This is a genomic window from Allosphingosinicella deserti (genome assembly GCF_003012735.1).
In the GTDB taxonomy this organism is placed as follows: Bacteria; Pseudomonadota; Alphaproteobacteria; order Sphingomonadales; family Sphingomonadaceae; genus Allosphingosinicella; species Allosphingosinicella deserti.
In genome coordinates this window covers 335,914-360,262 of record NZ_PXYI01000002.1, presented here as the reverse complement: position 1 = coordinate 360,262, position 24,349 = coordinate 335,914, and the positions used below count along the sequence as shown (strand labels likewise).

Here is a 24,349-nt window from a genome sequence, read left to right as displayed (position 1 = left end):
CTCCACGACAAGCCGCGGCAGCCCGTCGACGGACCGATTTCCCACATTGCCGAACAGGCAGATACGGCGGCTGGCCGGGGACGAATCACGCGAACACGGCGCCGCCGGTCAGGCGGCCCGATCGGGTCGATGGGCGATCGGAAGCGTGAAGCAGAATGCGCAGCCACCGCCCGGCACTTCGACCGCATCGATCCGTCCGCCATGCGCCTCGACGATCGTTCGGGTGATCGACAGCCCCACGCCCATGCCGTTGGACTTGGTCGACGAGAATGGTTCGAACAGGCGTGCGGCAATTTCGTTCGACAGACCGGGCCCGGTATCGGTGACGCAGAGCTCCGCACTCCCTTCATGCTCGGAAGCACGGATGCCGAGGCGTCGTTCGCTACGCCCCTCCATCGCCTCCGCCGCGTTGCGCACCAGGTTGATGAGCACCTGCTGCAGCTGGATGGGGTCGCCGAGGACTGCAAGGCCGGGCGCAATGTCGATGTTCAGCTCGGGCGGCTCGCCGAAGCTGAGCAAGGCGAGCCTCAGCGCATCGGCGACCAGGCGTTCGACGTCGACGCGCTCGGTTGCCGAGGGCCCGCGCATGCACATCTGCCGAAGCCGCCGGATGAGATCGCCGGCGCGAAGGCTTTCGCTTCGAATGGCGGCGAGCGCCTCCGCCAGCGGGTCGTCGGGCGTTGCGCCGCGGCGGCCGAGCAGCCTCGTCCCGACCGAGGCGTAATTTGCGATCGCGGTCAGCGGCTGGTTGAGCTCGTGGGCCAGGGTCGAGGCCATCGTGCCCATCGCGCTCAGCCGGGAAACGTGGATCAGCTCGGCCGTCAATTGCTGGACATTCTGCTCGGCGGTGCGTTGCTCCGTGACGTCATGACCTTGGCGAAAGACGCCGGCAACGCTGCCATCGACGGCACGGTAAGGGTGCGCAACCCAGTTTACGATCCGCTCCAGCCCCCGCTGCCCGGGCCGCTCCGGCACCTGAACATGAACCTCCGGCACCGTCACCGGCCGACCGGTACGGAAAACCTCATCCATCCGCGCGAGCGGCGGAGTCCCCACCACTTCGGGGAATATCTGCGCGAGCGCCCGTCCGAGAAGCTGCTCCCGCGGACGGCCGACGAAGGCTTCATAGGCCGAGTTGACGAACTCGTAGACGTGATCGGGACCAAGGGAAATAGCGACGAGGCTCGGGCTCTGCTCGAAGAAAGCGTGGAGCCGATCCCGTTCCTGGAGGACCCGCTGCCGATCCAGCACGCGCTCGGTCGTTTCCGTGCAGACGCAGAGCACCCCGCCAACCCGGCCTTCGTGCAGCAGGGGGGTGTAGGAGAAGCTGAAATAGCCGAATTGCGTATAGTCGCTCCGCCATGTCAGGAAGGGCACGTCCTCGGCATGGCTGCTGCGGCCGGCCATCGCTGCCTCCACGAAGCTGCCGAAACGATGCCATTCATTGGCCCACAAGGCGCGCAGCGGCACGCCGAGGGCGGAGCGGTGCTGTGGCCCCAGTATCTCGGCGAACGCCTCGTTGAACAGGATCGGCAGATCGGGCCCCCAGCAGACGAACATCGGATGATGGGTGCGCAGCACGATCTCGACCGCGCCGGCAAAAGGAGCCGGCCAGTCGGCGCGTGGGCCGAGGGACGTCGATCGCCAATCGTGATTGTGGACGGCTTCGATGAAGGCCGTGTCCAGCACGTCGTGAGCAGTCATCGGGACTCCGGTCGAAGCCCCTGGCTGTTAGAATCTGCGTCGCCCGGCGTCCAGAGCGGAGCCGCAACAGCGACGCTCGCGACTCAGCGAGCGGGGGCGGAAAGCCGCGCCTGGAATTCCTTCAGCGCGCGCTGTCGGCGCTCGTCATCCATCTGCCTGTCCATCCAGACGGGCGTGACCGTATAACGCTGCAACTCGGGGGGCAGGTTCGCTTCGGCGAGGCTACGCATAGAAAGCACAACTCCGAACGGCATTCCCGAACCGGCCTCGCGTGCCCGCTGAATCGACAGCGACTCGCCGTCCGGGAATAATCGTGCGATTTCTATGCTATAGCTTACGCTGATTCTCTAGCTGTGGCGAACACCGTATCTGCCTGTATTTGCGAGGATCCGAGGCGCATCGTCCTGTCTCGGCGGCGAGAGGATTGGCAGAGGCTGCTTCGCCCTGCTAGGCGCTCGCCATGCTGAGCCTCACCTTCATTCGCGAAAATGCCGAAGCGGTTCGCACCGCCGCGGCCCAGAAGAACGCTGTCGTCGACGTCGATCGGCTGATCGAGCTCGATGGCGAGGTGCGCAGCCTCAAGAGCAGGATCGACGAGTTGCGGCGGCAGCGCAACGAGATCAGCGCCAGCTTCAAGACCGCCGATCCTTCCGAGCGCCCCGCGCTGGGGGCAAAGGCGAAGGCGTTCGGGGCGGAGGCCGCCGAGGCCGAGACGGCGCTCACGGGGAAGTCGGACGAATTGAACGCGCTGCTGCTGAGGGTGCCCAACATCCCCTGGAGCGGGGCGCCGGTGGGTCCCGACGAGAGCGCGAACGTCGTCGTCCGCACCGAAGGAACCCCACGCCAGTTCGAATTCGAGCCGCGCGACCATGTCGCGCTCGTCGAGATGAACGACTGGGCCGATCTCGGCCGGATCACCCAGGTGTCGGGATCGCGGCAATATTGCCTGAAAGGGCGCCTGGCGCTGCTCGAGCAGGCGCTGATGTTCCACGCCCAGCAGAAACTCGCGGCCGAGGGTTTCACCTTGATGACCGTGCCCGCCCTTGCGCGTCCGCAGGCCTTCGTCGCCACCGGCCATTTCCCGGGCCATGAGGAAGAAGCCTATCAGATCGAGAAGGACGACCTGTATCTCGCCGGCACCGGCGAGATCGCGCTGACCTCGCTGCACACGGGCGAGATCCTGGACGCGGCGCAGCTTCCGATCCTCTATGCCGGCTACTCGCCCTGCTTCCGCCGTGAGGCCGGCAGCGCCGGGCGGGACGTTCGCGGGCTGCTGCGGGTCCACCAATTCTACAAGCTCGAACAATATGTCCTGTGCGAGGATGACGACGAAGTCTCCGCCGCCTGGCACAAGCGGCTGCTCGCCAATGCCGAGGGGCTGCTCCAGGATCTCGAAATTCCCTATCAGGTGGTCGAGACCTCGACCGGCGACATGGGCCTCGGCAAGTTCCGGATGAACGACATCGAGAGCTGGGTGCCGTCGCTCGGAAAGTATCGCGAGACCCACAGTTGCTCGACCCTGCACGATTGGCAGGCGCGGCGGGCCAATCTGCGCTGGCGCGACGGCGATCGGAAGGTGCGCTTCGTCCACACGCTCAACAACACCGCCCTCGCCTCGCCCCGGATCCTTGTGCCGCTGCTCGAAAATCATCAGCAGGAAGACGGCCGCGTTCGTCTTCCCGAGGCCCTGCAGGGCCTGATGGGCGGTGAATATCTCTGAGGCGGACAGCCGGCCGCCGCCGCTCCGGCTCCTGGTTCGGGAGCCGCTGGCCCTGCTCAGCCGCTTCCACCGGGCGTTCGGCCCCTTAGGTCCGTTCGGGCCTGAGGACGGCGCACCGTTGATGGTTCTTCCCGGTTTCCTTGCCACCGATCGCAGCACGCTCGGCCTGCAGAAGGCGCTGGCGACTGCCGGCTACCGCGTGACCGGCTGGGGATTGGGCATGAACCGGGGCGTCAAGGCGCGCACGATCGACGACATCGTCGCTCAGGTAGAACAATTCGGCGGCGGTGTGCCGACGATCCTGGTCGGGTGGAGTCTTGGCGGGATCTATGCGCGCGAGGTCGCCAAGCGACGCCCCGATCTGGTCGCAAAGGTGGTGACGATGGGCTCACCATTCTCCGCGCATCCGCGGGCCAACAACGTGTGGCGGCTCTATGAACTGATCGCTCGGCATCCCGTCGATGCGCCGCCAATCGAAACGGATCTCGCGGAGAAGCCGCCGGTTCTGACGATCGCCTTGTGGTCGAGGAAGGACGGTATCGTCGCGCCCGCGGCCGCGCGCGGACAGGATGGAGAGCGTGACCGGGCGATCGAGCTGGAGTGCAGCCACATGGCATTCGCGGTCAGCGCAAAGGCGTGGCCGCACGTCGTCGCCGCCGTTCGGGACGGCTGACGCCAAGTCTCAGGCAGCGCGGCGCATCGAGGTTTCGGCAAGCCAGGCACGCGCCTGACGCTGCGCTTCGGCAATCTCGCGCGCGGTCATCTCGTCGGCAATGTCGGCGCGGCACATCTGCGCTTCGCTGCTGCCGTTGAGCGCGGCGAGATTGAACCATTTGTGCGCTTCGATCAGATCGACGGTGATGCCGTGCGAACCGGTCGAGTAGGCGACCCCCAGCTCGTACAGCGCGTCGACGTCGCCCTGCGCGGCGTCGGCAAGGCGGGTGTTGAGCAGAAATGCGGCAGATTTGAAACTGATGGCCATGACATGCCCCCGTTGGTTCTTGCGTGTCCGGGGACAGAGTGCGCCTGCGTCTACGAAGAAAAGGTTAACGCGGCGATCACCTTCTTTACTTACGATCGACCGCCGACGGGGCTGATCCTCAGCGCGAGGGCGATCCACCGACCGGAAGATTGTCGATCAGGCGGGTCCGGCCGAGCCTCGCCGCAGCCAGCAGGCGGGCCGGCCGATCAACCTGGCCGACCGGCACCAGCGTCTCGGCATCGCGCAGTTCGACGTAGTCGATCGGATCGAAGCCCGCTTTGGCGAGCTTGTCGCGCGCGCCGGCCAGTGCCGCCCCGACGTCCCCGCCGGACTGGATCGCGCCGGCGGCTTCGCCGAGCGCCCGCGGCAGCGCGCGTGCGGCGCGGCGCTCGTCCTCGGTGAGATAGGCATTGCGGGAGGACAGAGCCAGGCCGTCGGCATCGCGCTGGGTCGGCACTCCAACGATCTCCACCGGCAGATCGAGGTCGCGCACCATCTGCCGGATGACGGCGAGCTGCTGAAAATCCTTCTCGCCAAACAAGGCGATGTCGGGCCGAACCTGGTTGAACAATTTCGCGACCACGGTCGCGACTCCCGCGAAATGACCCGGCCGCGCCGCGCCGTCGAGAGTCTCGGTGATGCCGCCGCCGACCAGAATCGTCGTGGCGTGTCCTTCGGGGTACATCACGCCCACGTCCGGCGCCCACAGGATCTCGCAGCCTTCCTCTTCCAGCATCCGCGCATCGGACGCTTCGCGGCGGGGATAAGTCGCGAGATCCTCGTTCGGTCCGAACTGGGTCGGATTGACGAAGATCGACGCGACGACATGCTTGGCGCGCCTGCGCCCCTCAGCAACCAGCGCCATGTGCCCGGCGTGCAGTGCGCCCATCGTCGGCACGAACGCGATCGTCCCGCCGTCGGCACGCAGCGCGGCAATCGCTTGCCGCAGCGAATCGATGTCACGGACCGTTTGCACCGCCGAGAGGCCTCCGATAGAGAATCTGGTGAGAGAACGGCCCCTTGCGGGTCGCGACGAGCAAGATCAAGAGGAAGCATTCCGACCATGGCTGGCGCAACGCCGCATTTCATCGTTTTCGCCAATGAGAAAGGCGGCACCGGCAAGTCGACGACGGCCGTCCATGCCGCCGTGGCGCTCGAGGCGACCGGGCGGCGCGTCGCCGCGCTGGATCTCGACACGCGGCAGAGAACGCTCGGACGCTATCTCGACAACCGTGCCGACACGATCAAGCGCACCGGCATCGCCCTGCCGATGCCGAAGCATGCGACCTTCGATCCCGCAAAGGGGGAACTCGACGCGCTGATCGAGGAGCTCGGAACGGCTGTCGACATCATCGTCATCGATACGCCCGGCCGCGACGATCCCTACGCCCGCCAGGCGATGCTGCGCGCCGACACGCTCGTCACACCGATCAACGACAGCTTCGTCGATCTCGATCTGATCGGCCAGGTCGATCCCGAAACCTACCGGGTCAAGCGTCCGAGTTTCTATGCGGAGCTGGTCTGGAACAGCCGCACGCAGCGCGCCAAAACCCACAATGCCAGTGTCGACTGGGTCGTCTTGCGCAACCGCATGCAGCATATCGAAGCGCGCAACATGCGCCGCGTCGGCGAAGCCTTGGGTGAGCTCTCCCGCCGGGTCGGCTTCCGCATCATCCCCGGCCTCGGCGAGCGGGTCATCTACCGTGAGCTCTTCCCGCGCGGCCTTACTCTGCTCGATCTGGCACAGATCGGCGAAGTCGGAATCGGCCATATCGCGGCACGGCAGGAATTGCGCGAGATGGTCGCCGCCCTCGGTCTGCCGGCGCAGGAACGCGATGCCGCCGCGCCGCGCACCGCGGTCGCGGGCTGAACCCGAACATGCCCGGCTTCCTCATTCTGCTCGCCGCCGGCGCACTGCTCTGGGCCTATGCCACCGGGCGGCTCAAGAACTTCACCTATGAGGATGGCGCCGCCGCCATCCTGTTCCTGCTCGGCCTTCGCTTCCTGACCACCGGCAAGCTGCTGATCGGCGCCGGCCTTATGGCCGGAGCCCTGTTGTGGGGTGCGCACCGGCGACGCCAGCTCTCCCGATCGGCGACCATGCCGGTGGAGGATGCGCGACGCCTGCTCGGCGTGGCCGAAAATGCGACGCTGGAGGAGATTCGAACTGCGCATCGGCGGCTGATCGCACGCGTGCATCCGGATACCGGCGGCTCCGCCGAACTCGCCGAGCGCGTCAACGTGGCGCGCGACACCCTCGTCGCCGAGATGAACCGCAGGACGCCGCGTGCATCCTGATGGCAGCCAATCCAATCGAAAAAGAGATCATGACCCGTATCCTGAACCCGACCGCGCTCCGCGAGTACGATATTCGCGGCATCTACGGAGAGACGCTGCACGAAGCGGACGCCTATGCGGTCGGCCGCAGCTTCGGCACGGTGGTCCGGCGCGGCGGCGGCACCCGGGTTGCCGTGGGCCGCGACGCCCGCCTGAGTTCGCCGGGCCTCGAAGCCAATCTCGTTCGCGGGCTCACGGACAGCGGCATCGACGTCGTCCGTATCGGGGTCGGACCGAGCCCGATGCTCTATTTCGCCGAGGCGACACTCGGCGTCGACGCCGGCATCATGGTGACCGGCAGCCACAATCCGTCGACCTACAACGGCTTCAAGATGGTGCTGGGCCACGGCGCCTTCTTCGGCGAGCGCATCCAGGCGCTTGGCCGGATGAGCGCGGCAGCCGACTGGGACGAGGGCGCCGGCACGGTCACCGAGCAGGATGTCAGCGACGCCTATCTCGAGCGGCTGCTTCAGGATTTCGAAGGCCGCGGCTTCCGGATCGGGTGGGATGCCGGCAACGGCGCCGCCGGTGCGATCATCGAGCGCCTGGTGAAACGCCTGCCCGGGGAGCATTTCACGCTCTACACCGAACTCGACGGCCGCTTTCCGAACCATCATCCCGATCCCACCGTCGAGAAGAATCTCGCCGACCTGAAGGCGCTTGTCGCCGAGAAGGGGCTCGATTTCGGCGTGGCATTCGACGGTGACGCGGATCGCATCGGCGCGGTCGATGGCGAAGGACGGGTCGTCTGGGGCGATCAATTGCTGTCGATCCTCGCCGAGCCGGTGCTTGCCGCGCTGCCCGGCGCGACGATCATCGGCGACGTCAAGGCAAGCCAGATCCTGTTCGACCGCATCGCCGCCCTGGGCGGCACGCCGCTGATGTGGAAGACCGGGCACAGCCTGATCAAGTCGAAGATGAAGGAGACCGGCGCACCGCTCGCGGGCGAGATGAGCGGGCACATCTTCTTCGGCCATCGCTGGTACGGCTTCGACGACGCACTCTATGCGGCGATCCGGCTGATCGAGGCGGTGTCGCAGCTCGGCGGTTCGCTGACCGCCTTGCGCTCGGCGATGCCGGCTTTGGTCAACACGCCCGAGCTTCGCTTCCAGGTCGACGAGAGCCGCAAATTCGCCGTCGTCGAGGAAGTCCTCGCGCGGCTGGAAGCCGACGGCGTCACCATCGACCGCACCGACGGTGCCCGCGTGCGCACCGATGACGGCTGGTGGCTGCTGCGAGCGTCCAACACCCAGGACGTGCTCGTCGCCCGCGCCGAAGCGCAGGACCAGGCGGGGCTCGACCGGCTGCTTGCCGAAATCGACCGCCAGCTTGCCCTATCCGGGCTCGAGCGTGGGCCTGAGGCGGACCATTGATGCCGAAACTCTACCCCGAAGCCCTGCTCTTTTGCATTCTCTGGGCGGCGCTCGCCTTCCTCGGCTGGTCGCGGGTCGGCTGGCAGGCGGCCGCGGCGCTGACCCTCGGCCTGTTCGTGATCATCATGCCGGCAAGCGCCTACACCCTGTCGCGCACCGGCAATTTCGCGATCGAGCGCGGCGTGCGCTGGTCGATCCTGATCGTCGCGGCGCTGATCACGCTCTCGCTGGCGGATTTGGGATAACCCTCCCCTCCCCTGAAAAGGAGAGGCGGGCCTAATCGTCCTCGTCCTCGCGCCCGACCAGGTTCAGTTCGCGTGCCTTGATCTGGCGGGTCATGCACCAGTGCATCAGCGCGTCCTCGCGGCCATGGGTGATCCACACTTCGCGCGGCTGAAGCTCGGTGATCGTGTCGGTCAGCTCGTCCCAGTCGGCGTGATCGGAGACGATCAACGGCAGCTCGACATTGCGCTGCCGCGCGCGCTGGCGGACTCGCATCCACCCGGACGCCATCGCGGTGATCGGTTCGGGGAGGCGCCGCGACCAGCGATCGTTGAGCGCGCCCGGCGGCGCAACGACGATTCGGCCGCGAAGTTCGTCCTTGGAGACTCCGGTCGCTGGCCTGATGTCCCCCAGGTCGACACCCTGCTCCTGGTAAAGATCGCAGAGACGCTGGAGCGCGCCGTGGATGTAGATTGGATCGCGGTAGCCGCGTCCGCGAAGCTCCGCCATCAGCCGCTGCGCCTTGCCGAGCGCGTAGGCGCCGACGAGCACGCAGCGCTCCGGATTCTCGTGGAGCCGCAGCAGCAGCCGGTCCATCTCGCTGCCGGTGTCGGGGTGGCGGAACACCGGAAGGCCGAAGGTCGCCTCGGTGACGAACACGTCGCATGGCACCGGCTCGAACGGCGCGCAGGTGGGATCCGGCCGACGCTTGTAATCGCCGGAGACGACCACGCGCTCGCCGCCATGTTCGAGGACGATCTGCGCCGATCCGAGGACATGGCCGGCGGGCACGAAGCTGATGTCGACCTCTCCGATGCGGACCACCTCGCCATAGGCGACCGATCGGCCGCCGGGCTGGGGCCCGTAGCGGCATTCCATGATCGCCAGAGTCTCGGGCGTCGCCCACACATCCTCATGGCCGCCGCGGGCATGATCGGCATGCCCATGGGTGACGAGCGCGCGCGGCTTCGGAGTCGACGGATCCACCCACGCATCCGCGGGCTTGACGTAGATGCCTTCGGGAAAAGGCTCGATCCAGGAACCGAGACGGGCCATTGAGAGCTATATGGTCCGAAACCTCGCCGCCGCAACGGCAGCGATAACGAATATGAGGAGCGGACCATGGATCTTGGTGGAGCGAATTGGGCGATCATCAACATCGTCGGGCCACTGCTGCTGCTTCTCGTCCTCGGCTGGGCGTTCCTGCGCAACCGCAAGGCGCGGGGCGGCATCGACCGGACGGAGCGCAGCACGCGCGATGCCTATGACGCCGAGGAGCGGGAACGCCGCGACCGCGACGGCATCTGACCGGCGCCCCTCGCGAAGAGGCCTCGCAGTTCCTAGATCGGCGGCATGCCGGATCTGCGCGCACCTTGAGTGACCTTGCCGACAAGCAGGCCGATGCGCCTGCGCTGGCGGCTGTCGTCGCCGACTGGTTCGCCGCCAAGGGCTGGCGGCCGCGCCGGCACCAGCTCGACATGCTGGCAGCCGCGCAGCGCGGGCGCAATGCCCTGCTCGTCGCCGCGACCGGCGCCGGCAAGACCCTCGCCGGCTTCCTGCCGAGCATCATCGACCTTGCCGACAATCCGGTGGACGGCCTTCACACCCTCTACGTCTCCCCGCTCAAGGCGCTTGCGGTCGACGTCCAGCGCAATCTGCTCACCCCGATCGCGGAGATGGACCTGCCGATCCGGGTCGAGACCCGCACGGGCGACACCCCGGCGGACCGCAAGGCGCGGCAGCGGGTGCGTCCACCGCAGATCCTGCTGACCACGCCCGAGAGCCTCAGCCTGCTTCTCAGCCACGAGGATAGCGCGTTCCTGTTCGCCGGCCTCAAGACCATCGTCGTCGACGAGGTCCACGCCTTTGCCACCGGCAAGCGCGGCGATCTCCTCTCTCTGGCGCTTGCTCGTCTGCAGAAGCTGGCACCCGGCCTGCGCCGCGTGGCGCTCTCGGCGACGGTTTCCGATCCCGAGGCCTATCAGGGTTGGCTGGCGCCGCATGCCGACATCGAGACGGTCGATCTGGTCCTCGGCGATGCCGGCGCGGAGGCCGAGATCGCGATCATGCTGCCGGAGGACGAACGAATCCCCTGGTCGGGCCATTCGGGCCGGTGGGCGACCGAGAACGTGATGCGCGAGATCGAGCGCCACAAGACGACCCTGATCTTCTGCAACACGCGCAGCCTCGCCGAGCTCATCTTCCAGGATCTGTGGACGGCCAACGAGCAGCATCTGCCGATCGGCATCCATCACGGATCGCTATCGCTCGAAGCCCGACGCAAGGTCGAGGCGGCAGTCTCCGCGGGGAAGATCCGGGCGCTGGTCTGCACGGCCAGCCTCGATCTCGGTGTCGACTGGGGCGATGTCGATCTCGTCATCCAGATGGGCGCGCCGAAAGGCTCGTCGCGCCTGCTGCAGCGGATCGGCCGCGCCAACCACCGCCTCGACGAGCCGAGCCAGGCGATCCTCGTCCCCGGCAACCGATTCGAATATCTGGAAGCGCGTGCGGCGCTGGACGCGATCGGCGACGGCGAACTCGATCCGGAGATCTTTCGCCCCGGGGCGCTCGACGTGCTTGCCCAGCATGTGATGGCGGCCGCCTGCGCAGGGCCGTTCGGCGAGGCCGAGATGCTCGACGAAGTGCGCTCCGCAGCGCCTTACGCCGGGCTGTCGGCCGAACTGTTCGGGCAGGTGCTCTCCTACATCGAGAATGGCGGTTATTCGCTGCGCGCCTACGATCGCTTCCGACGGCTGACGCGGGAGGCGGACGGCACCTGGCGCGTGTCGCATCCGCGCTTCGTCCAGCAGCACCGGATGAATGCGGGGATCATCGTCGATGCGCCACTGCTTGACGTCAAGTTCCGCAACGGCCGCAAGCTCGGCACCGTCGAGGAATATTTCGCCTCCACGCTGTCGCCGGGCGACACCTTCTTCTTCGCCGGCCTGGTGGTGGAGGTCGAGCGGATCGACGGCACCGACATGTTTGTCCGGGCCTCGTCCAAGTCTGCCCGGATCCCGACTTACGTGGGCGCGCGCATGGCAATGTCGACCAACCTTGCCGACCGGGTCCGTCACTTCCTCTGCGACCGCAGCCAGTGGCCCCGTTTCCCGGAGGATGTGCGCGACTGGCTCGATGTCCAGGGCTACCGTTCGATCCTGCCGCAGCCCGATCAGCTGCTGGTCGAGACCTTCCCGCACGAGCACCGGCACTACATGGTCGCCTACAGCTTCGAGGGCTGGAACGCGCACCAGTCGCTCGGCATGCTGATCACCCGGCGCATGGAGAGTGCCGGGCTGAAGCCGCTCGGATTTGTCTCCAACGATTATGCGCTCGCCTGCTATGGGCTCGAGCCGATCCCCGATCCGGCGGCCCTGTTCTCGCCCGACATATTGGAGGACGAATTCGTCGAGTGGGTACAGGGATCGAACCTGCTGAAGCGCGCCTTCCGCGAGGTGGCGGTGATCGGCGGCCTTGTCGAGCGCCACCATCCGGGCAAGCGCAAATCGGGAAAGCAGGTCACCTTCTCGACCGACCTCATCTACGACGTGCTGCGCCGTTACGAGCCCGATCACCTGCTGCTTCGCGCGGCATGGGAGGATGCCCGCACCCGGCTGACCGATGTCGGCCGTCTCGCCCGCCTGCTCGACCGCGCACAGGGAACGATGGTCCATGTCGACCTCGACCGGGTGTCGCCGATGGCGGTGCCGGTGCTGGTCATCGTGGGCCGCGAAGCGACGTCGACCGGCCATTCGGAAGATTCGCTGCTGATAGAGGCGGAAAGCCTCGCCGCCATGGCCATGCGGAGGGACTGAGAGGGTCGCGGAGCGCTAAAGCCGCACCGCGCCGCCCTGGTTCGGATAGTGGAAGTGCTTCGGCTCCGGCGGCTTCGGCCGACGCCTGAGGAGAGCACCCAGCACTGCGCCTCCCGCGAGCAACGCCAGGGGGGCAATCCGGTTCTTTCTGGCGACTGGCGATGTCGTGGCGGTTGCGACGGTGGCCGGATTGCCGCTGTTCCCCACCGGCGCCGCCGCGGCGGCGCCGCCGACTTCATTGCCGGGCTGCGGGCCGGCCATGGCGGCAAGCGCCGGATCCTTCGCGGCCTGCTGCCGCTCCAGCTCCGAATTGAGCTCGCCGCCCATCAGCAGGATGTAGCCGGTCAGATAGAGCCAGGTGAGGAAGACGATGACCCCGCCGAGCGAGCCGTAGGTGGCGTTGTAATCGCCGAAATTGGAGACGTAGAGGCTGAAGCCGAGGCTGGCGAGGATCCAGACCAGGGTCGCTGCCGCCGAGCCCGGCGTGATCCAGCGCCACGGGGCATCCGGCCGATTGGGGGCATAGCGGTAGAGGAGCGCGATGCCGGTGCTGATGATCGCGGCGGCGAGCAGCAGGAAGACGATCTGCAGCACGGTGTGGACGACAGGCGAGCTGAACGGCAGCAGCCGCTCGATGAAGCCGACTGCGGAAATGGCGAGCGCGCCGATCAGAAGCAATGCCACCATGCCGACCGTGATCACCAGCGACAACAAGGTGCGCTTGATGAAGCTGCGGGTGTCCTTCACCTCATACGCGATGTTGAGCGCCGTGACGATCGACGCGGCCCCCTTGCTCGCGCCGTAGAGCGCGATGGCGATGGCGATGATCAGCCCTAGCCCCTGGCCGCTCTTCTCACCGGTGATCGCGTGGAGCTGGTCGGCAATGATCGTTGCGGCTTCGCGCGGCAGGGTCCGCGCCAGCGTCTGGATGTGCCGCGCGACCGTCTCGGGATCGGCGACGAGGCCGTAGGTCAGCACCACCGAGGCGAGCAGGGGTACGAAAGCGAGGAACAGGTAAAAGCCGACTCCGGCGGAGAGCAGGCCGACATTGTCGTCGCCGCTTTCCTTCCAGGTCCTCGTGAGGACCTGGCGCCACTCAGAGAATGCGGGCCATGCGACCGGTTTGATTGCCATGCGGGCGACAACCGCGCCCGCATGCGCCGGTTCCCTTTACCGTGCGCCGCCGAGAGTCACGGCCAGTCCATATATGTGGTCGACGGACTCGTAGAAGCTCTTCACCGGAATGCGCTCGTTGAGGCCGTGGGCAAACATCTCCTCCGGTTTGATGAAAATTGCCGAGGAGCCCCAGGTCGGAATACCGGCCCGGCGGTAGATCACCCCGTCGGTGCCGCCCGATTCCAAATAGGGCGCGATCGGGATGCCGGGATGGCGGGCATGGATGTCCCTGGTGATCGCGGCCATTACGTCCGCACGCGGCTCGGAAATCGGGCTTTCGAGCGGGTTGCCCGTCGTCTTCACAATGATCGCGTCGTTGCCGATCGCACGCACCAGTTCCTTGCGCACCTCCTCTACCGGAACGCCCGGGAAGATTCGGCAATTCACCTTGGCGCTCGCCTTTTGCGGAAGCGCATTCTCGGCATGGCCGCCGTCCAGCATCGTTGCCACGCAGGTGGTGCGGGTGGTGCCGACGAAGGAGGGATCGACGAACAGCGCGTCGGCAGCCTCCTTGTCCTGCGGATTTGCCGAGAAGCGCCGCAGCATCTCGCCGGTCTTGCCGGGCGTCACCTGTCCAACGGCGCCGAGATGGGCGCGGGTGAGCGGCGAATCCATCACCGGGAACCTGTACTGGCCGATCCTGGTCAGCGCGGCGGCGAGTTCGTAGATGGCGTTGTCCGGGCGCGGACGCGAGCTGTGGCCACCTGGATTGGTGACGGTGACGTCGAAGGTCGCATAGGTCTTCTCGGCGCCCTGGACGAGGTAGATGAGCGGCTTGCCGTCAGGGCCTGACAGGCCGTCGCCGGCATCGGTGTTGATCGCATATTCGGCGCCCTTGACCCAGGGATGAGCGGCGATCAGCTCCGTGGTGCCAAAGGTGGTCTCCTCGTCGCCGACAAAGGCGAAGATCAGGGTACGCTCGGGCGGCCGCCTTGCGGACTTCAGGCGCAGGATCGTCGAGGCGAGAGCGACGACCCCGGTCTTGTTGTCGAGAACGCCGCGGCCGAAGAAATAGCCGTCTTCCTCGACGAGCTTGAACGGATCGCGGGTCCAATCCTCGGGACGCGCATCGACCACGTCCATGTGCGCCGAGAACAGGATCGGCCTGGCGCCGCCTTTGCGACCGGGGATGCGGACGAGCATGCCCGTGGTCTCGCCCTTGGGCAGCATGACGATGTCCGCCTCGGCGACGCCGCCGGCACGCAGCACGCCCTTGAGGTAGTTCGCGAGAGCGGGGACCTGGCCCTGCCCCTCGGCCGAGCGGAAGCTCGTCACTCGCTCGAGCAGGTCGCGGGCCTGTTTCTCATGCGGTGCGCCGGTCTGCGCGGCGCCGGGGGCAGAAACGAAGAGCAGGGAGGTGGCAACAGCCGCCAAGGTCAGGTTGAGGCGCATCGGGCTCCCCGGTTCGAGCGAACGGAAGCCACCTTTTCGCCGGTCCAAGGGCGCCGTCGCAAGGACGAAATCTTGCCCCGGCGCCGACAGCCTTATTCGGCCGCGGCGGCGGCGTGTCGATGGTGGAATTGCGGCCAGGCCTCGCGGATCACGCGGATGGACGAGCGGATGAACAGGAAGGCGATGATCGCGGCGATCGCGGCATCGGGCCAAGGCGAGCTCGTCACGGCGACAAGCCCCGCCGCAGCGAGGACGCCGAGATTGGCGAGGACGTCGTTGCGCGAGCATTCGAAAGTGCTCGACAGGTTTACATCATGGCGGCGGTACGGCCAGAGCAGACCGACACAGCTGAGGTTGACGATCAGCGCCATGGTTCCGAACACCAGCATCAGCCCCGAGGCCGGCGGCTCACCCATGATGAGCTTCACCACGATCTCGACGATCACGCCGAGACCGAGCAACAGGATGAAGCCGCCCTTGATCAGGGCGGATCCGGCCCGCCAGCGAAGCGACCGGTCGAGCGCGTAGAGGCTCAGCCCGTAAACCAGGCCATCGCCGAGCATGTCGACCGAATCGGCCATCAGCGCCGCGGAATTCGCCACCAGGCCAGCCCCGAACTCGACCACGAACATCATCAGGTTGAGCATCATCACCACGACGAGGACGCGCCTGATATCCTTGTGAAGCGCAATCCGCTCGAGCTCCTGGCCCTTGCCGTGGCAACAATGGCCGCTCACTCCGCGGCGACCCCGATTAGCCCCGCTGCGTCGGCAGCGACGCGCGCCGCCTCGATCTCTGCGGCCTTGGCTTCGACCAGGCGGACGATATGCTCGACCATGTCATCGTCGCGGACATGGTGATCGGTGACGCCCGACAGGTAGACCATGTGCTTGCCGTTGCCGCCGCCGGTGATGCCGATGTCGGTCTCGCGGGCTTCGCCGGGACCGTTGACGACGCAGCCGAGCACCGACAGCGACATCGGCGTGCGAATATGCTGCAGCCGCTCCTCCAGCGTCTGGACGGTGCGAATGACGTCGAAGCCCTGACGGGCGCAGGACGGGCAGGAGACGACCCGGACGCCGCGGTTGCGGATGCCGAGACCCTTCAGGATCTCGAAGCCGACGCGGACCTCTTCCTCCGGCTCGGCCGAGAGCGAGACGCGAATCGTGTCGCCCATCCCGAACCAGAGCAGCGCGCCGATACCGATCGCGCTCTTGACGGTGCCGCCGCGCAGGCCACCGGCTTCGGTGATGCCGAGATGGAGCGGGCAATCGACGGCTTCGGCGAGCTGCTGGTAGGCGGCGACTGCGAGGAAGACGTCGGAGGCCTTCACGGCGACCTTATATTCGCGGAAATCATGATCCTCGAGCAGGCGGATATGATCGAGCGCACTCTCGACCAGAGCCTCGGGACAGGGCTCGCCATATTTCTCGAGCAGATCACGTTCCAGGCTGCCGGCGTTGACGCCGATCCGGATCGCACAGCCATTGGCCTTGGCGGCGTTGACGACCTCGCGGACCCGGTCGTCCGAGCCGATATTGCCGGGATTGATGCGCAGGCAGGCAGCGCCGGCATCGGCCGCCTCGAGCGCGCGCTTGTAGTGGAAGTGGATGTCGGCGACGATCGGGACGTGCGCGGCACGGACGATCTGCTTCAGCGCCGCGGTCGACGCTTCGTCGGGGCAGGAGACGCGGATGATGTCGGCGCCTGCTTCCTCGCAGCGGCGGATCTGGTCGATCGTCGCCTTGACGTCCGCGGTGATGGTGTTGGTCATCGTCTGCACGGTGACGGGCGCATCGCCGCCGACGGCGACGTTGCCGACCATGATCTGACGGGAAGGACGACGCGCGATGTCGCGCCACGGACGTACTGACATGGACCCCATATAGAGGTTTGAGTCCGAAGGCGAAAGCCGGGCAGAGTGCGGTAGCCTTTCCTGCACCCGAACAGCATCGTCACTCCTCGGTTTCGCCACTCTCTTCCCGAGGCGGCCGGCCGCGGCGACGTGGCTCCGGAGGCGCGATGCGGACGCCGCGACGCTGGAGCGCCTCCCGAAGGAGGCACTCGATCTGCGCGTTGACACTCCGGAACTCGGCCCCCGCCGTGCGCTCAAGCGCGTCCCACAGGGCCGGCTCGATGCGCAGCGGAAAGGCCTTTTTGGGTGGCGGCGCCATTGTCGTTCTACTGGTAGAGGGTTCCGGTATTGACGACCGGCTGGGTGTCGCGTTCCGAGCAGAGCACGACCATCAGGTTCGAAACCATCGCCGCCCTGCGCTCATCGTCGAGCTCCACGACCTGCTTCTCCGACAGCATCTGCAGCGCGCTCTCGACCATCGTCACCGCGCCGGTGACCAGTTTCTGGCGCGCCGCGATCACCGCTTCGGCCTGCTGGCGGCGGAGCATCGCCTGGGCGATCTCCTGTGCGTAAGCGAGATGGGTCAGGCGGCATTCGTCGATGGTGATGCCCGCGACCGCGACCCGGTCCTGAAGCTCGACCTTCAGCTCCTCGCTGACCACGTCGGCATTGCCGCGCAGGGTCGTCTCCTGATGCTCGATATCGTCATAAGGGTAGCGCGCGCCGATCGCACGTACCGCGCTTTCGATCTGCACGAACACGAACTTGTTGTAATCGTCGACGTCGTACAGCGCCTGCGCCGTATCGGTGACCCGGAAGACGACGTTCGAGGCAATCTCGATCGGATTGCCGCGCAGATCGTTGACCTTGAGCCGGTCGGACGTGACATTGTGCACCCGGGTCGAGATCTTGGTCCGAGTCAGCCAGGGCAGGCACCAACGCAGGCCCGTGGTGCGATCGGTTCCCCGATAATCACCGAACAGCAGGATCGCGGCGGCCTGGTTGGGCTGCAGGAAATAGAAGCCGCACGCCACGAAAAGGCCGATCAGCAGAGATCCGCCCATGATCAGCACGCCGAGCAACCTGGCGCCGGAGGCGGTGACCGCCAGCCCGCCGCCGATGGCAAGGATGGTGAGCAGCACCACCAGCAACATGCCATAGCCGCTCGACGTCTGCGCCGGCATTTCCCGCGACAGCCGTAGCGCCCGCAGATCCGAACTCCCCTGGGACACGTTCATGTCATTCTCCCTCCTGAATGATGATATCATATTTATATCGATATGATCGGGCAAGAGAAATCGGAAGTCGCCGCGCTTGCCGCTCCCGGGCGGCACGGATAGGGACGGACGCGTTGCGCCTAAGTCCTTTGCGGAGCTTGAAGATGTCCGATCCGTCCGTTCCCTGGAAGCTGGTCATTCACGGGGGGGCCGGAGTCATCGAACGGCACCTTCTTTCCGCCGATCAGGAAGGCGCCGTGCGAGCTGCGCTCGATCATGCGCTTCGCACCGGAGCAGCGATTCTCGATGCGGGCGGCAGCGCCCTCGATGCGGTCGAGGCTACGGCCCGCGAGCTTGAGGACGATCAGCATTTCAACGCCGGCCGCGGCTCGGTCTTCACCTATCAGGGCACGATCGAAATGGACGCCGCGATCATGGACGGGCGCAACCGCGACGCTGGCGCCGTCGCCGGGGTCAGCGCGACCCGGAATCCGGTGAGCCTCGCCCGCATGGTGATGGAGGGCAGCCCGCACGTCTTTCTCAGCCGCGAAGGCGCCGACCAATATTCGCGGGACAATGATCTCGAGCAGGCGCCGCCCGAATATTTCGCGACGCCCGAGCGCCGCGCCGCCCTCGAAGACATGCGCGCCCAGCCGGACGTGTTCGACGCGGACCTCAAATACGGGACGGTGGGCGCGGTCGCCGTCGACCGGAACGGACATGTCGCCGCGGCGACCTCCACCGGCGGCCTGACCGGCAAGCGCTGGGCACGGATCGGCGACTCGCCGCTGATCGGCTGCGGCACCTACGCCGACGATCGCTCCGGCGCGGTCTCCTGCACCGGGGCGGGCGAGTATTTCATCCGCGCGACGGTGGCGCAGGAAATTTGCGCGCGGATGCGGATGCTCGGCGAGGACGTGCAGACCGCGGCGGATACGGTGATCGCCGATGTCGGCGCGCTCGGCGGCACCGGCGGCGTGATCGTGGTGACTTCGTCCGGCGAGGCCGCCTTTGCCTTCAACACGCCCGGTATGTATCGCGGCGTCGCCTCGGCCGCCGGACGGCAGGTCGCCATCTACGCCGACGAGTGAAATTCGACATCAAAGCGTCATGACCGCCGCGCATGGGCGGCGTGCCGCAGCGTATGAGTATCCGACGAATGTTGAAGCGTCTCCTTGTCTCTCTCGCCCTCCTGCTCGCCGCCTCTCCTGCCGCTGCATGGTGGGAATATGGCCATCACAGCGTCGGCCGGATCGGCTACATGCTGGCCAAGCCCGGAACCCGCGCGAAGATCGATAGGCTGATCGCGCATTCCCGCACCCTCGAGACGCCAACCTGCCCGATCCGCACCATCGAGGATGCGGCTTACTGGCCGGACTGCGCGAAAGGGCTGAAGGAGCGCTTCAGCTACTCCTCGTCGTGGCATTACCAGAATGTCGACATCTGCAAGCCGTTCGACCTCAAGGCGCCTTGCGCCGACGGCAATTGCGTCTCCGCCCAGATCACCCGCAACGCCAAGCTGCTCGCAGACGAGAGCCTGCCGGTGCGGGAGCGGGTGATGGCGCTCGCCTTCCTCGCCCATTTCGTCGGCGATCTGCACATGCCGCTCCACGCCGGCGACAAGGCCGATCTCGGCGGCAACCGCTTCGGCGCCAATTACGGCGTGATCGCGGGGCGCACCAACCTCCACACGATCTGGGATGGCTATCTCGCCGACCGCGGGATCTCCAACCCGCCCGGCGGTCCGGCGGCGCTGATCGCCGAAGTGCCGACGGCGGAGCGGCCGGCGATCGCGGCCGGAACGGTTGAGGATTGGAGCCGCGAGAATTGGGAGGCGGCGCGGGAATTCGCCTATGGCACGCTGATGGCGGATCCGTGCGGCCCGACACCGACCGGTCGGCCGACCGTGGACGAGGCGACGACCCGGCGGCTGATCCCGGTTGTTCGGGCGCGGATCGCGCGTGGCGGAATCAGGCTCGCACGGTTGCTCGACGAGGCGCTGTCCTGATCACCCTCTCCTCACCGGGGAGAGGGTGAGTCTGGGAGAATCTCGAACGTGAGTCTCGCACCGACTGCCCCCTCTCCTAGCCTCTCCCCTGAAGGGGAGAGGAACCGTCTTATTGCGGGACCACCGTCACCGCGCGGCGGTTCTGGGCCCAGGCGCTGTCGTCTGAGCCGAGCGATTCCGGGCGTTCCTTGCCCCAGCTGATCACGTTCATCCGGCTCGCCGAGATGCCGCGGCTCTGCAGATAGGCGGCGGCGGAATTCGCCCGGCGTTCGCCGAGTGCGAGATTATATTCGCGGGTGCCGCGTTCGTCGGCATGCCCCTCGATGGTCACGCGGACGTTCGGATTGGCCTGCAGCCAGGCAGCCTGCGCGTCGAGTACGGCGCGATCCTCGGCGTCGACCGAATAGCTGTCGGTCTCGAACAGGATGCGGTCGCGGCCCTGGCCGACGGTGCGAACGAAATCGGCCTGGGAGCCGGGCACGACGGCATCGCCGACGCCGCCATTGGGATCGCCAGTGCCGGCATCGGCACCGGTGCCGTCGGAGACCGGGGCAGGCGGAAGCTCCTTCGGCGCCTTCTTGCCGCAGCCGGCGGTCATTGCGAGCGCCGCGGCGATCGCGACGATCTTGAGGCTGGCTGAGTTCATCGTCTTCTCCTTGCGTTGATCTTACGGAAGCAGCGGTCCCCAGGTGGGGTCCGAGCCTTCCAGCGGGGTCGGGATGCGGCGTTCGTTGACGCCGGTGAGATCGACCTGCCAGACGCTCGAGCCACCGCTGCGTCCCTGGCTGGTGCGGAAGAACTGGATAACCCGGCCGTTCGGCGACCAGGTCGGTGCCTCGTCCTGCCAGCTGTTGGTCAGCAGGCGCTCGCCGCCGCCATCCGGAGTCATCACGCCGACCCGGAAATTGCCGGCGATCTTGGTAAAGGCGACGAGGTCGCCGCGCGGGCTCCATTCGGGGGTCGCATAGGATCCGCCGCCGAAGCTGATCCGGCGCTGGTTGGAACCGTCGGAATCCATCACGTAGAGCTGCTGCTTGCCCGAACGATCGCTTTCGAAGACGATCTTCGATCCGTCGGGCGAATAGCTGCCGCCGACGTCGATCCCCGGCGTGTTGGTCAGCCGCTGCGGCTGGCCGCCATTGGCCGATATGCGATAGATGTCGGTGTTGCCGCCAACCGCCATCGAATAGAGGATCCAGCGCCCATCTGGCGAGAAGCGCGGCGCGAACGTCTGATTGGCGCTCTCCGTCACCACGCGCTGGCGGCCGGTGCCGATGTCGTAAACGTAGATGCGCGGCCGGTTCTCGATATAGCTGAGATAGACGATCTGCTTGTAATCGGGCGAGAAACGCGGCGTCAGCACGGTCGACTGACCATTGGTCAGGAAGCGGTGGTTGGCGCCATCCGAATCCATGATCGCGAGCCGCTTGATCCGGCGGTTCTTGGGCCCGCTCTCGGCAATGTAGGCGATGCGGCTGTCGAAGAACGGGCTCTCACCGGAAAGGCGGGCGTAGATCGCATCGGCGCACTTGTGGGCGGCGCGGCGCCAGTCGCGCGGCGCGACGACATAGCCCTGACGGGTAAGCTCCGATTTCAGCGCGACATCGTACAGATAGCAGCCGACGGTCAGCTGCCCGTCGGCATTGGCGCGGACGAAGCCCTGGACCAGGGCCGCGGCGCCGCTGGCAGTCCAAGCGTCATAAGCGGGGGCGGTTACTTCCGGGAAGCTGACCGCGCGAACGCCGTTCGGCCCGACCGGCCTGAACAGGCCGCTGCGCGACAAATCGCCGGCAACGACTTCGGCGACCTGACGCCCCAGCGCCTCGGTAGTGCCCGCCACGGTATTGGCCACTGCCGGGGTCGGCATCACCGGCACGGCAATGGTCATGTCCTCGGCGCTGGTGTCGGTCACGTCGACGCTAAGCGGCGTATCCTGGGCGGCCGCGCCGGTTGCGACCAAGGCGGCGGTAAGGCCGGCGAGCAGGGAGCGTGCGGTCTTCATTGCGAGAGCCTCTTGTCGAATGCGGGCCTGATCACTTTCCAGGCGTCGTAATATTCTGCCGGAAGCTTGAAGGGGGCGGCAAGCCGTACGGCACGGACCGCCTGCTCCTGGTGCAGCTTCACCTGAGCACGGTTGCTCGGCGTAATCCCGGTGGTCTGCACGTCGCCGACGTCGAGCACGGCGCCGGTGCGCGAGAGCCGCACAGTCACCAAGGTGCGAAGCTGGTCGGCATCGGCTCCCGTCGGCGATTTCCAATACGGCCGCAGTTGGTCTCGAACCGCGCGCTGAAGAGACGCCTGCACTGCAGGCCCCGCCTTTGCTGCCGGCGGAGTGGTCGAGCGGCTCTCGGAGGGCCTGTCGCTGATTCCGTTCAACAGCCCGCTCAGGCGGCCGGTCGGTCGTGCGTTGGGCGCCGCCTTTTGCTGGGCACCGCCGCTGCCACTCCCGGCTTTCGGGGTCGGCCGCTGCGGCGCTTTCTGCGCAGCGGCTTTCGGGGCCGCTTTGGGCTGAGACGCTTTTGGCTGCGCCGGCTGTGCCGGCCTGGGTGGCTGGGCCTTGGGCTGCGGGCGCGGCACCGGCCTCGAGGGTGGTGTCGGCTTCGGGGTGGGCCGCGGCGTCGGCGTCGGCGCCGGCGGCAGAGGCCGCGGCTCGACCCGCGGCTGTGGCTGCGGCTCGACCGGGGGCGCGGGTGTCGGCTCCGGCATGGGGGCGGGCGCGGAGGGCTCCGCGGGGCCTTCCTCCTCGGCGAGCAGGGGCGCCGGCGCTTCGGCGGTCGGCGTCGGCGACTGGCTTTCCAGCGCAACCTCGTCGACGAACGACACTTCGATCGGATCGGCCTGCGGCTTCGGGATCTTGGCGGTGGCAAGGCCGAACGCGAGCACCGCCAGCAGGGCGGCGTGCCCCGCGAAGGCAATGCCGAAGCCGGTTGCTTCCGCCCGATCCATTACTGCCCTTCGCCCGACGCGACGCTGACCAGCGCGACCTTACGGAGGCCTGCGGCGTTGATCTCGCCCATCACCGACATCACCCGGCCGTAATCGAGCCCACGGTCGGCGCGGAGAAACACGCGGGGGCCGCCTTCCTCTTTCGAATTGCCGGCGAGGGTCGCGAGCCGGGCGCCGAGCTCCTCGGCCGGCACTTCCTGATCGCCGATGAAGATCGCGCCAGCGGGATCGAGCGAAATGGAGATCGGCTCCTGCTCCTGATCGAGCGCCCCCGCCTTGCTTTCGGGCATGTCGACCGGAACGCCGGCGACGAGCAATGGCGCGGTGACCATGAAGATGATCAGCAGCACCAGCATCACGTCGACCATCGGCGTGACATTGATCTCCGCCATCGGAGTCCGCCGCCCGCGCTGGCCGCCGCTATGGATGGGGCCCATCGCCATGCTCAGCCCTCTTGGTCCAGCTCACGGCTGAGCGTGCCGTGGAAGCCGTCGGCGAAACGCTGCAGCCGCGCCTCGATCCGATTCACGCCGTAGGTCATGCGGTTGTAGGCGATCACGGCGGGAATTGCCGCGAACAGACCGAGCGCAGTCGCGAACAGGGCCTCGGCGATGCCGGGGGCGACCACCGCCAGGCTGGTGTTGTTGGCGCCGGCAATCGACGTGAAGCTGCGCATGATGCCCCACACGGTACCGAACAGCCCGACGAACGGCGCCACCGAACCGACCGTGGCGAGGATGTTGAGCCGGCTGGCGATGCGATCGACCTCGGCGCCGACGGCGGAGTGCATCGCGACGGCAAGGCGTGCGCGGGTGCCTTCGCGGTCGACCTTGGTGCCGGCAGTGGAGCGCCGCCATTCGGCGATTCCGGCCGCGAACACCTTGGCGCTCGGAATATCGGCCTTGCCGCGCTGTTCGTAGAAGCGATCGATGTCGTCGGCCTTCCAGAATTCCTTCTCGAACCGCTCGCTCTCGGACGAGAGACGGCGAACCTTCAACCAATGACCGATGATGATCGCCCAAGTCCACAGACTGGCGAGCAAAAGACCGATCATCACCGACTTGACGATGATGTCCGCTTGAAGAAACAGGGCGACGGGCGACACCGCGCTGCCCGCCAGTTCGACATTGGCCACTCTCAAACCTCTCCTTGCAACCGCTCGAACCGTTCGACCCACGCACGCGGCTGGCGCTTGGGACGGCCTTCCAGGCTGAGGAAGGCAGCCGTCACCAATGCGTCGGTGAGCAATTCGTCCGCGCGCATGACTCGTTGATGAATGAGCACGCTCGCCGCCCGGATCTCCTTGAGCTCGGTAACGATCAGAAGATCGTCACCGAGCTTGGCCGGCCGCTTGTAGCGTATCGAGACGTCGGCGACGGCATAGACGCCTTCACCCGCCTCCAGGGTCGCGCGTTGATCGACGTCCAGGGCGCGCAGCAGGTCCGACCGCGCGCGCTCCATGAACCTCAGATAATTGGCGTAGTAGACGATGCCGGCAACGTCCGTGTCCTCGAAGTAGACGCGCAGGGGAAAATAATGGGTCCCCCCCTCGAACCTGCCTTCGGCCGGGCGCAAGCTCTCTCCGATCATCACCCCGGCGGC

27 protein-coding genes are annotated in these 24,349 nt (G+C 66.8%); 10 read left to right on the top strand and 17 right to left on the bottom strand.

Translation table 11 applies throughout. The features are described from left to right. Positions 1 to 108 precede the first annotated feature (108 nt). Together C7I55_RS05995 and C7I55_RS28035 are read right to left on the bottom strand one after the other, a co-directional pair. Positions 109 to 1,704 carry a PAS domain-containing protein gene (locus tag C7I55_RS05995; RefSeq protein ID WP_106511987.1) on the bottom strand — a complete coding sequence of 532 codons (1,596 nt, stop codon included), beginning with the start codon at positions 1,702 to 1,704 and terminating at the stop codon, positions 109 to 111. A gap of 83 nt (positions 1,705 to 1,787) precedes the next feature. After that, complete coding sequence (locus tag C7I55_RS28035; protein WP_158266300.1) at positions 1,788 to 1,934, bottom strand: hypothetical protein; 147 nt, start codon at positions 1,932 to 1,934, stop codon at positions 1,788 to 1,790. A 230-nt stretch (positions 1,935 to 2,164) separates the two neighbouring features. Between C7I55_RS28035 and serS the strand changes: the two genes are divergently transcribed. Together serS and C7I55_RS05985 are read left to right on the top strand one after the other, a co-directional pair. After that, complete coding sequence (gene serS, locus C7I55_RS05990) at positions 2,165 to 3,424, top strand: serine--tRNA ligase (protein WP_106511986.1); 1,260 nt, start codon at positions 2,165 to 2,167, stop codon at positions 3,422 to 3,424. Beyond that, positions 3,411 to 4,097, top strand: coding sequence for an alpha/beta fold hydrolase (locus C7I55_RS05985; protein WP_106511985.1), 687 nt, complete (start codon positions 3,411 to 3,413; stop codon positions 4,095 to 4,097). The genes serS and C7I55_RS05985 overlap by 14 nt, the downstream gene beginning before the upstream one ends. A gap of 9 nt (positions 4,098 to 4,106) precedes the next feature. Here the strand turns inward: C7I55_RS05985 and C7I55_RS05980 are convergent, their stop codons facing one another. After that, a complete protein-coding gene (locus C7I55_RS05980) occupies positions 4,107 to 4,406 on the bottom strand; it encodes an SEL1-like repeat protein (protein WP_106511984.1) in 300 nt (99 codons plus the stop codon). 118 nt (positions 4,407 to 4,524) lie between these two features. Beyond that, entirely contained in the window at positions 4,525 to 5,382 is an 858-nt protein-coding gene (gene panC, locus C7I55_RS05975) for a pantoate--beta-alanine ligase (protein ID WP_106511983.1), read from the bottom strand. An 87-nt stretch (positions 5,383 to 5,469) separates the two neighbouring features. Here panC and C7I55_RS05970 point away from each other — a divergent pair, with 87 nt between their 5' ends. The 4 genes from C7I55_RS05970 to C7I55_RS05955 are packed head-to-tail and all read left to right on the top strand — an operon-like array spanning position 5,470 to position 8,361. Further along, on the top strand, positions 5,470 to 6,276 hold the full coding sequence (locus C7I55_RS05970) for a division plane positioning ATPase MipZ (RefSeq protein ID WP_106511982.1): 807 nt from the start codon (positions 5,470 to 5,472) through the stop codon (positions 6,274 to 6,276). A gap of 8 nt (positions 6,277 to 6,284) precedes the next feature. Next, positions 6,285 to 6,704, top strand: coding sequence for a J domain-containing protein (locus tag C7I55_RS05965; protein WP_106511981.1), 420 nt, complete (start codon positions 6,285 to 6,287; stop codon positions 6,702 to 6,704). A gap of 29 nt (positions 6,705 to 6,733) precedes the next feature. Continuing rightward, on the top strand, positions 6,734 to 8,116 hold the full coding sequence (gene pgmG / locus C7I55_RS05960; protein WP_106512448.1) for a phosphoglucomutase/phosphomannomutase PgmG: 1,383 nt from the start codon (positions 6,734 to 6,736) through the stop codon (positions 8,114 to 8,116). Next, the gene (locus tag C7I55_RS05955) at positions 8,116 to 8,361 is read left to right on the top strand and encodes a hypothetical protein (protein WP_106511980.1); all 246 of its coding nucleotides are present in this window, start codon (positions 8,116 to 8,118) and stop codon (positions 8,359 to 8,361) included. The genes pgmG and C7I55_RS05955 overlap by 1 nt, the downstream gene beginning before the upstream one ends. A 31-nt stretch (positions 8,362 to 8,392) precedes the next feature. Here the strand turns inward: C7I55_RS05955 and C7I55_RS05950 are convergent, their stop codons facing one another. Further along, positions 8,393 to 9,394: a ligase-associated DNA damage response exonuclease gene (locus tag C7I55_RS05950; RefSeq protein ID WP_106511979.1), complete on the bottom strand. Its 1,002-nt coding sequence runs from the start codon at positions 9,392 to 9,394 to the stop codon at positions 8,393 to 8,395. Between the two features lie 66 nt (positions 9,395 to 9,460). On the opposite strand from C7I55_RS05950, the gene C7I55_RS05945 reads away from it, so the two are divergent. Both C7I55_RS05945 and C7I55_RS05940 read left to right on the top strand, forming a co-directional pair. Continuing rightward, entirely contained in the window at positions 9,461 to 9,646 is a 186-nt protein-coding gene (locus tag C7I55_RS05945; RefSeq protein ID WP_106511978.1) for a hypothetical protein, read from the top strand. A 65-nt stretch (positions 9,647 to 9,711) separates the two neighbouring features. Beyond that, on the top strand, positions 9,712 to 12,153 hold the full coding sequence (locus C7I55_RS05940; protein ID WP_269845197.1) for a ligase-associated DNA damage response DEXH box helicase: 2,442 nt from the start codon (positions 9,712 to 9,714) through the stop codon (positions 12,151 to 12,153). 15 nt (positions 12,154 to 12,168) lie between these two features. On the opposite strand, the gene C7I55_RS05935 is transcribed toward C7I55_RS05940, so the two are convergent. The 6 genes from C7I55_RS05935 to C7I55_RS05910 form a co-directional block, all read right to left on the bottom strand. Then, positions 12,169 to 13,287 carry a YihY/virulence factor BrkB family protein gene (locus C7I55_RS05935; RefSeq protein WP_106511977.1) on the bottom strand — a complete coding sequence of 373 codons (1,119 nt, stop codon included), beginning with the start codon at positions 13,285 to 13,287 and terminating at the stop codon, positions 12,169 to 12,171. 36 nt (positions 13,288 to 13,323) lie between these two features. After that, positions 13,324 to 14,721 (bottom strand): M20/M25/M40 family metallo-hydrolase, encoded by a 1,398-nt coding sequence (locus C7I55_RS05930; protein ID WP_106511976.1) that lies wholly within the window; start codon positions 14,719 to 14,721, stop codon positions 13,324 to 13,326. 92 nt (positions 14,722 to 14,813) lie between these two features. Further along, positions 14,814 to 15,458 (bottom strand): cation transporter, encoded by a 645-nt coding sequence (locus C7I55_RS05925; RefSeq protein WP_332888410.1) that lies wholly within the window; start codon positions 15,456 to 15,458, stop codon positions 14,814 to 14,816. Then, complete coding sequence (ispG, locus tag C7I55_RS05920; RefSeq protein ID WP_106511975.1) at positions 15,455 to 16,597, bottom strand: flavodoxin-dependent (E)-4-hydroxy-3-methylbut-2-enyl-diphosphate synthase; 1,143 nt, start codon at positions 16,595 to 16,597, stop codon at positions 15,455 to 15,457. Before ispG ends, C7I55_RS05925 begins: the two co-directional genes overlap by 4 nt. Before the next feature lie 79 nt (positions 16,598 to 16,676). After that, positions 16,677 to 16,895 carry a toxin-antitoxin system HicB family antitoxin gene (locus C7I55_RS28720; RefSeq protein WP_106511974.1) on the bottom strand — a complete coding sequence of 73 codons (219 nt, stop codon included), beginning with the start codon at positions 16,893 to 16,895 and terminating at the stop codon, positions 16,677 to 16,679. A gap of 7 nt (positions 16,896 to 16,902) precedes the next feature. After that, positions 16,903 to 17,814 (bottom strand): SPFH domain-containing protein, encoded by a 912-nt coding sequence (locus C7I55_RS05910; RefSeq protein ID WP_106511973.1) that lies wholly within the window; start codon positions 17,812 to 17,814, stop codon positions 16,903 to 16,905. A 143-nt stretch (positions 17,815 to 17,957) separates the two neighbouring features. On the opposite strand from C7I55_RS05910, the gene C7I55_RS05905 reads away from it, so the two are divergent. Both C7I55_RS05905 and C7I55_RS05900 read left to right on the top strand, forming a co-directional pair. Continuing rightward, positions 17,958 to 18,884, top strand: a complete 927-nt coding sequence (locus C7I55_RS05905) for an isoaspartyl peptidase/L-asparaginase family protein (protein ID WP_106511972.1) — start codon at positions 17,958 to 17,960, stop codon at positions 18,882 to 18,884. A gap of 71 nt (positions 18,885 to 18,955) precedes the next feature. Continuing rightward, complete coding sequence (locus C7I55_RS05900; protein WP_106512445.1) at positions 18,956 to 19,801, top strand: S1/P1 nuclease; 846 nt, start codon at positions 18,956 to 18,958, stop codon at positions 19,799 to 19,801. A 109-nt stretch (positions 19,802 to 19,910) separates the two neighbouring features. Here C7I55_RS05900 and pal read toward each other — a convergent pair whose 3' ends face one another. The 6 genes from pal to C7I55_RS05870 are packed head-to-tail and all read right to left on the bottom strand — an operon-like array spanning position 19,911 to position 24,337. Next, positions 19,911 to 20,447, bottom strand: coding sequence for a peptidoglycan-associated lipoprotein Pal (gene pal / locus C7I55_RS05895; protein ID WP_106511971.1), 537 nt, complete (start codon positions 20,445 to 20,447; stop codon positions 19,911 to 19,913). Between the two features lie 21 nt (positions 20,448 to 20,468). After that, the gene (gene tolB / locus C7I55_RS05890) at positions 20,469 to 21,803 is read right to left on the bottom strand and encodes a Tol-Pal system beta propeller repeat protein TolB (RefSeq protein ID WP_106511970.1); all 1,335 of its coding nucleotides are present in this window, start codon (positions 21,801 to 21,803) and stop codon (positions 20,469 to 20,471) included. Further along, positions 21,800 to 22,747 carry an energy transducer TonB gene (locus tag C7I55_RS05885; RefSeq protein WP_106511969.1) on the bottom strand — a complete coding sequence of 316 codons (948 nt, stop codon included), beginning with the start codon at positions 22,745 to 22,747 and terminating at the stop codon, positions 21,800 to 21,802. Before C7I55_RS05885 ends, tolB begins: the two co-directional genes overlap by 4 nt. Further along, the gene (locus C7I55_RS05880; protein ID WP_106511968.1) at positions 22,747 to 23,190 is read right to left on the bottom strand and encodes an ExbD/TolR family protein; all 444 of its coding nucleotides are present in this window, start codon (positions 23,188 to 23,190) and stop codon (positions 22,747 to 22,749) included. The genes C7I55_RS05885 and C7I55_RS05880 overlap by 1 nt, the downstream gene beginning before the upstream one ends. A gap of 2 nt (positions 23,191 to 23,192) precedes the next feature. Next, the gene (tolQ, locus tag C7I55_RS05875) at positions 23,193 to 23,882 is read right to left on the bottom strand and encodes a protein TolQ (protein WP_408640584.1); all 690 of its coding nucleotides are present in this window, start codon (positions 23,880 to 23,882) and stop codon (positions 23,193 to 23,195) included. 2 nt (positions 23,883 to 23,884) lie between these two features. After that, complete coding sequence (locus C7I55_RS05870; RefSeq protein WP_106511967.1) at positions 23,885 to 24,337, bottom strand: YbgC/FadM family acyl-CoA thioesterase; 453 nt, start codon at positions 24,335 to 24,337, stop codon at positions 23,885 to 23,887. Between the last annotated feature and the right edge of the window lie 12 nt (positions 24,338 to 24,349).

Excerpts from the sequence above, each read along its gene's own strand:
- C7I55_RS05995 (WP_106511987.1), bottom strand. The coding sequence starts at position 1,704 with ATGACTGCTCACGACGTGCTGGACACGGCCTTCATCGAAGCCGTCCAC.
- C7I55_RS28035 (WP_158266300.1), bottom strand. The coding sequence starts at position 1,934 with ATGCGTAGCCTCGCCGAAGCGAACCTGCCCCCCGAGTTGCAGCGTTAT.
- serS (WP_106511986.1), top strand. The coding sequence starts at position 2,165 with ATGCTGAGCCTCACCTTCATTCGCGAAAATGCCGAAGCGGTTCGCACC.
- C7I55_RS05980 (WP_106511984.1), bottom strand. The coding sequence starts at position 4,406 with ATGGCCATCAGTTTCAAATCTGCCGCATTTCTGCTCAACACCCGCCTT.
- C7I55_RS05970 (WP_106511982.1), top strand. The coding sequence starts at position 5,470 with ATGGCTGGCGCAACGCCGCATTTCATCGTTTTCGCCAATGAGAAAGGC.
- C7I55_RS05965 (WP_106511981.1), top strand. The coding sequence starts at position 6,285 with ATGCCCGGCTTCCTCATTCTGCTCGCCGCCGGCGCACTGCTCTGGGCC.
- pgmG (WP_106512448.1), top strand. The coding sequence starts at position 6,734 with ATGACCCGTATCCTGAACCCGACCGCGCTCCGCGAGTACGATATTCGC.
- C7I55_RS05955 (WP_106511980.1), top strand. The coding sequence starts at position 8,116 with ATGCCGAAACTCTACCCCGAAGCCCTGCTCTTTTGCATTCTCTGGGCG.
- C7I55_RS05950 (WP_106511979.1), bottom strand. The coding sequence starts at position 9,394 with ATGGCCCGTCTCGGTTCCTGGATCGAGCCTTTTCCCGAAGGCATCTAC.
- C7I55_RS05945 (WP_106511978.1), top strand. The coding sequence starts at position 9,461 with ATGGATCTTGGTGGAGCGAATTGGGCGATCATCAACATCGTCGGGCCA.
- C7I55_RS05935 (WP_106511977.1), bottom strand. The coding sequence starts at position 13,287 with ATGGCAATCAAACCGGTCGCATGGCCCGCATTCTCTGAGTGGCGCCAG.
- C7I55_RS05930 (WP_106511976.1), bottom strand. The coding sequence starts at position 14,721 with ATGCGCCTCAACCTGACCTTGGCGGCTGTTGCCACCTCCCTGCTCTTC.
- ispG (WP_106511975.1), bottom strand. The coding sequence starts at position 16,597 with ATGTCAGTACGTCCGTGGCGCGACATCGCGCGTCGTCCTTCCCGTCAG.
- C7I55_RS28720 (WP_106511974.1), bottom strand. The coding sequence starts at position 16,895 with ATGGCGCCGCCACCCAAAAAGGCCTTTCCGCTGCGCATCGAGCCGGCC.
- C7I55_RS05910 (WP_106511973.1), bottom strand. The coding sequence starts at position 17,814 with ATGAACGTGTCCCAGGGGAGTTCGGATCTGCGGGCGCTACGGCTGTCG.
- C7I55_RS05905 (WP_106511972.1), top strand. The coding sequence starts at position 17,958 with ATGTCCGATCCGTCCGTTCCCTGGAAGCTGGTCATTCACGGGGGGGCC.
- pal (WP_106511971.1), bottom strand. The coding sequence starts at position 20,447 with ATGAACTCAGCCAGCCTCAAGATCGTCGCGATCGCCGCGGCGCTCGCA.
- tolB (WP_106511970.1), bottom strand. The coding sequence starts at position 21,803 with ATGAAGACCGCACGCTCCCTGCTCGCCGGCCTTACCGCCGCCTTGGTC.
- C7I55_RS05885 (WP_106511969.1), bottom strand. The coding sequence starts at position 22,747 with ATGGATCGGGCGGAAGCAACCGGCTTCGGCATTGCCTTCGCGGGGCAC.
- C7I55_RS05880 (WP_106511968.1), bottom strand. The coding sequence starts at position 23,190 with ATGGCGATGGGCCCCATCCATAGCGGCGGCCAGCGCGGGCGGCGGACT.
- C7I55_RS05870 (WP_106511967.1), bottom strand. The coding sequence starts at position 24,337 with ATGATCGGAGAGAGCTTGCGCCCGGCCGAAGGCAGGTTCGAGGGGGGG.